The organism is Luteibacter sp. P4_D7_3 (assembly GCF_056401735.1).
In genome coordinates this window covers 1-3,069 of sequence record NZ_JBFUIT010000403.1, presented here as the reverse complement: position 1 = coordinate 3,069, position 3,069 = coordinate 1, and the positions used below count along the sequence as shown (strand labels likewise).

Sequence of the window (3,069 nt, the reverse complement as noted above, 5' to 3'; positions counted from 1 at the left end):
GCATGTACGAGCGTGAGGCACGGCTGACCTCGTTGCATGGCCGCTATCTCGAAACCCGGCGTGGGCAGGACAAGATGTTCACTATCGGCTCCGGTGGCGGTGTGGCCGCCTCGGGCGCAGGCTGGCGCAGCGAGCCAATGATTCTCGTGGAGGGCATTTTCGATGTCTTGTCGCTGGCGGTATGCGGCTGGGACAGCGTCGCCACGGTCGGACGTTGGGCGCCGTGGCTCCCAGAGGCCTGCTCGGGGCGCAGCGTGTGGTTGGCTTTCGACGCCAATGCGCCCGGCGAACGAGAGGTGGCGCACTACATCCGGCACTTGCGGCGCTCGACGACGCACCGACTGTTGCCGCCAGCTCATTGCAAGGATTGGAACACGGCGCTGATCAAGCGCGGTCCGGCTGCCCTTACCCGCTGGCTCCGTGAAAGCCTCCAGGCCCGTGCTACAACTAGCTGATGAGCGATTCCTCCCGTCCYGAAATCTACGTAAGTACCGACGTCGAAGTCGACGGCCCGATTCCCGGCCCGCATTCAATGCTCAGCTTCGCATCGGCCGCCTATACCGCTGACAAGACGCTCCTGGGTACGTTTACGGCAAACCTCGAATTGCTGCCCGACGCGAAGGGCCACCCCGACACGCTGGCATGGTGGGACAACCACCCCGAAGCCTGGCAGGCGACGCGTCATGAACCTCGCTCCCCTCAGGCAGCCATGACGGAATACGCCGAATGGCTGGAGGCGCTGCCAGGATCGCCCGTGTTCGTTGGCTACCCGGCGGCGTTCGATTTCATGTTCGTGTACTGGTACCTGATCCGCTTTGCCGGGCGCAGCCCTTTCAGCTTTTCCGCACTCGACATCAAGACCATGGCCATGGTGCTGCTACGCAAGGACTATCGGCGAAGCACCAAGAATGCCATGCCCCGGCGCTGGTTCGACGAACTGCCACACAACCACGTCGCGCTCGACGACGCGCTCGAACAGGGAGCACTGTTCTGCAACATGCTTAGCGAGATACGAAGACGCTGACATGAAACTGCGGCTACCCGCCATGGTCTGCTTCCGCGATGCCCTCAGTCCTTGAATATCGCCGGCGTACCCACCCAGATCATGCGTACTACGGACTTCCCTGCATTGCGCATGCTGTACGGGTGCCGCTGGTCGAAGTGCGCGCTGTCGCCGGCGTTCAGGACGAATTTCTTCCGGCCAACCGTCATTTCGAGTGCGCCGCTCAGGATGTACCAGAAGCCCTCCCCTTCCCGATGGATTGTGGGCGCTACCAGGCCGGGCGGTACGGTCAGCCGGAGCGCTTCCATCTTTCGCTCGGCATGCCGACCGCTCAGGCGCTCGTAGACCACCGGCGATTCCAGGTCGATCCGGTCGTGCTCGTCGGCCCGGCAGACGATCTGCCCCGGCGTGGGAACGGCGACGAAGTAGTCGACATCGACATGCAGCGCCTGGGCGATGGCCTCCAGTGACAGCAGCGACGGGTGCGCAAGGTTCCTCTCGACCTGCGAGAGAAACGGTATGGAGAGGCCCGAGCTATTGGCGAGGCCTTGCAGGGTGAGCCCCAGGCCGCGTCGTCGGTCACGAATCGCGGAGCCGATGCTGAGCCCCGCTGCTTTATCCGGCGTCGCCTGTGCGGCCGCCATCGTTACGAGCTGTGGTCGCTGCTGATAAGCCATCGCGTGCCGACCTTGTGGAACAGCAGCGTCGTGATTCCCGACACCTCGGCGCCGGCGTCCGGCTTGAGGTGGTAGCGACCGACCACGAAGGCGTACTGGGAACCAAGCGGCTTGACGTCGATCAACTCCAGGGTGAGCTTGCCGAAGCTGGCGCCGGGCTTCTGGAAGCGCGAGGCATACATCGCTTCGATCGCATCGTAGCCCACGATGGTGCCGCTCGAGCTCACGTAGCGGGTGCCCGGGGCTCGCTCGTAGCATTCCATGAAGGTCTTCAGGTCACCGGCCGACCACGCCGCGGCGCTGGCGTCGAGCGCGTGCTTGATGGCTTGGGAGGGCGGCACGGCGGGCGCTTCAGCCGACACGGCGGCAGTTGTCGCCACTGCGCTCAGCGCGCAGAACAGAACGGACATCGTTTTCATGGCACCCCTGGAGCATCGGATAAGTAGCTCTTCCGCCGGTGGCGACCAGCAAAGCGGACGGCATCGGTCGGGACCCTTTTAGGCGGCTAATTGCGATTGCAACCTGATCGTAACGTAAAAGCTTGACGCCATCAAAACTTTTTGATCTGATCGGAATCAAGGACGATGCACCGCAGCAATCGCGGTTCAGACGGCTAGACATCCGGTGCCAGGGTAACCAGGGCGCAGCCGGTCAGGGACCTCCGGCATCAACCGAGCAAGGGCCGTCGCCCATGGGTCAGTCCATGGCTTCGACGTCCAGGGGCAAAGCACACGAACTCAAGAACACGCTCTCATTGAAGAGCGTGCGGGAAAGGTATGTACGTTTATTTCGGGGGAGTCCCATGAACCAAGATCTCAAGCGCACACTTCTCTACACAGCTTTGTTATCCGTGGCCCTGGCCTCAGGTGCTGCCAGCGCGCAGGACGCGACCACCTCCACGACCGCCGCCGACAAGAAAAAAGCCCAGGCATCCGACACGCCGCAGACCCTCGAAGGCATCACGGTCACTGCCGCCAAACGCGAGCAGGATATCCAGAAGGTGCCGATCAGCATGACCGCCCTGACCGGCGAACAGCTCGAGCGCCAGGGCGTGACCAGCCTCGTCGACCTGGCGCGCATCGCGCCGTCGCTGACCGTCGCTTCGTCAGGCCCCGGCGAGAATAACCTGATCATTCGTGGCATCTCGTCGAGCGCAGGCTCCGCCGCCACCGTCGGCTATTACCTCGACGACGTGCCTATCGCGGCATCGAGCAATGCCGCCCTGCTGTCGACGCGAGGCGTCATCGACCCTTCGATCTTCGACATCGACCGCGTCGAAGTGCTGCGCGGACCCCAGGGTACGATCTACGGATCCAGCTCCATGGGCGGTACGGTCAAGTACGTGACCGTCCAGCCGGACCTGGACTCCGTCGAGGCGCGCATCAAGAC

5 protein-coding genes are annotated in these 3,069 nt (G+C 63.3%); 3 read left to right on the top strand and 2 right to left on the bottom strand.

The genetic code is table 11. The annotated features are described in order from the left end of the window. Positions 1-455, top strand: a 455-nt coding sequence (locus AC1DSN_RS20625; RefSeq protein ID WP_477332564.1) for a toprim domain-containing protein, incomplete at its 5' end; no start/stop codon positions are given. After that, the gene (locus tag AC1DSN_RS20620) at positions 455-1,024 is read left to right on the top strand and encodes a hypothetical protein (protein WP_477295223.1); all 570 of its coding nucleotides are present in this window, start codon (positions 455-457) and stop codon (positions 1,022-1,024) included. The genes AC1DSN_RS20625 and AC1DSN_RS20620, both read left to right, overlap by 1 nt. 44 nt (positions 1,025-1,068) lie before the next feature. Here AC1DSN_RS20620 and AC1DSN_RS20615 read toward each other — a convergent pair whose 3' ends face one another. Continuing rightward, a complete protein-coding gene (locus AC1DSN_RS20615) occupies positions 1,069-1,680 on the bottom strand; it encodes a helix-turn-helix domain-containing protein (protein ID WP_477295221.1) in 612 nt (203 codons plus the stop codon). Next, a complete protein-coding gene (locus AC1DSN_RS20610) occupies positions 1,650-2,099 on the bottom strand; it encodes a YybH family protein (protein WP_477295218.1) in 450 nt (149 codons plus the stop codon). Before AC1DSN_RS20610 ends, AC1DSN_RS20615 begins: the two co-directional genes overlap by 31 nt. Positions 2,100-2,482: 383 nt before the next feature. Here AC1DSN_RS20610 and AC1DSN_RS20605 point away from each other — a divergent pair. Next, the coding region (locus AC1DSN_RS20605; protein WP_477332562.1) for a TonB-dependent receptor plug domain-containing protein at positions 2,483-3,069 on the top strand (587 nt) is incomplete at its 3' end.